This window comes from Aeromonas sp. Y289-2 (genome assembly GCF_027705925.1).
Taxonomy (GTDB): domain Bacteria; phylum Pseudomonadota; class Gammaproteobacteria; order Enterobacterales; family Aeromonadaceae; genus Aeromonas; species Aeromonas veronii.
Map to the genome: position 1 here is coordinate 1 of NZ_JAPDCH010000041.1, position 1,933 is coordinate 1,933.

A 1,933-nucleotide genomic window follows, 5' to 3' on the forward strand; every position below is an offset into this window, starting at 1 on the left:
CCGCGATCAAGCAGGTGCGACAGACGTCATACTAGATATCAAGCGACTTCTCCTATCCCCTGGGAACACATCAATCTCACCGGAGAATATCGCTGGCCAAAGCCTTAGCGTAGGATTCCGCCCCTTCCCGCAAACGACCCCTGGAAGCCCCGTAGCGACGCGGAGAGGGGCGAGACAAGCCAAGGGCGCAGGCTCGATGCGCAGCACGACATAGCCGGTTCTCGCAAGGACGAGAATTTCCCTGCGGTGCCCCTCAAGTGTCAATGAAAGTTTCCAACGCGAGCCATTCGCGAGAGCCTTGAGTCCACGCTAGATCTATCTCATCTGCGCAAGGCAGAACGTGAAGACGGCCGCCCTGGACCTCGCCCGCGAGCGCCAGGCGCACGAGGCCGGCGCGCGGACCCGCGCCACGGCCCACGAGCGGACGCCGCAGCAGGAGCGCCAGAAGGCCGCCAGAGAGGCCGAGCGCGGCCGTGAGGCTTGGACGCTAGGGCAGGGCATGAAAAAGCCCGTAGCGGGCTGCTACGGGCGTCTGACGCGGTGGAAAGGGGGAGGGGATGTTGTCTACATGGCTCTGCTGTAGTGAGTGGGTTGCGCTCCGGCAGCGGTCCTGATCAATCGTCACCCTTTCTCGGTCCTTCAACGTTCCTGACAACGAGCCTCCTTTTCGCCAATCCATCGACAATCACCGCGAGTCCCTGCTCGAACGCTGCGTCCGGACCGGCTTCGTCGAAGGCGTCTATCGCGGCCCGCAACAGCGGCGAGAGCGGAGCCTGTTCAACGGTGCCGCCGCGCTCGCCGGCATCGCTGTCGCCGGCCTGCTCCTCAAGCACGGCCCCAACAGTGAAGTAGCTGATTGTCATCAGCGCATTGACGGCGTCCCCGGCCGAAAAACCCGCCTCGCAGAGGAAGCGAAGCTGCGCGTCGGCCGTTTCCATCTGCGGTGCGCCCGGTCGCGTGCCGGCATGGATGCGCGCGCCATCGCGGTAGGCGAGCAGCGCCTGCCTGAAGCTGCGGGCATTCCCGATCAGAAATGAGCGCCAGTCGTCGTCGGCTCTCGGCACCGAATGCGTATGATTCTCCGCCAGCATGGCTTCGGCCAGTGCGTCGAGCAGCGCCCGCTTGTTCCTGAAGTGCCAGTAAAGCGCCGGCTGCTGAACCCCCAACCGTTCCGCCAGTTTGCGTGTCGTCAGACCGTCTACGCCGACCTCGTTCAACAGGTCCAGGGCGGCACGGATCACTGTATTCGGCTGCAACTTTGTCATGCTTGACACTTTATCACTGATAAACATAATATGTCCACCAACTTATCAGTGATAAAGAATCCGCGCGTTCAATCGGACCAGCGGAGGCTGGTCCGGAGGCCAGACGTGAAACCCAACAGACCCCTGATCGTAATTCTGAGCACTGTCGCGCTCGACGCTGTCGGCATCGGCCTGATTATGCCGGTGCTGCCGGGCCTCCTGCGCGATCTGGTTCACTCGAACGACGTCACCGCCCACTATGGCATTCTGCTGGCGCTGTATGCGTTGATGCAATTTGCCTGCGCACCTGTGCTGGGCGCGCTGTCGGATCGTTTCGGGCGGCGGCCGGTCTTGCTCGTCTCGCTGGCCGGCGCTGCTGTCGACTACGCCATCATGGCGACGGCGCCTTTCCTTTGGGTTCTCTATATCGGGCGGATCGTGGCCGGCATCACCGGGGCGACTGGGGCGGTAGCCGGCGCTTATATTGCCGATATCACTGATGGCGATGAGCGCGCGCGGCACTTCGGCTTCATGAGCGCCTGTTTCGGGTTCGGGATGGTCGCGGGACCTGTGCTCGGTGGGCTGATGGGCGGTTTCTCCCCCCACGCTCCGTTCTTCGCCGCGGCAGCCTTGAACGGCCTCAATTTCCTGACGGGCTGTTTCCTTTTGCCGGAGTCGCACAAAGGCGA

Annotated in this window: 2 protein-coding genes; one reads left to right on the forward strand and one right to left on the reverse strand. The window is 62.9% G+C overall.

All coding sequences use genetic code 11. The features are described from left to right. Positions 1 to 614 precede the first annotated feature (614 nt). Positions 615 to 1,265, reverse strand: coding sequence for a tetracycline resistance transcriptional repressor TetR(A) (gene tetR(A) / locus OKC43_RS21595; RefSeq protein WP_000164043.1), 651 nt, complete (start codon positions 1,263 to 1,265; stop codon positions 615 to 617). Between the two features lie 105 nt (positions 1,266 to 1,370). Between tetR(A) and OKC43_RS21600 the strand changes: the two genes are divergently transcribed. Further along, positions 1,371 to 1,933, forward strand: a 563-nt coding sequence (locus OKC43_RS21600) for an MFS transporter (RefSeq protein WP_270660750.1), incomplete at its 3' end; no start/stop codon positions are given.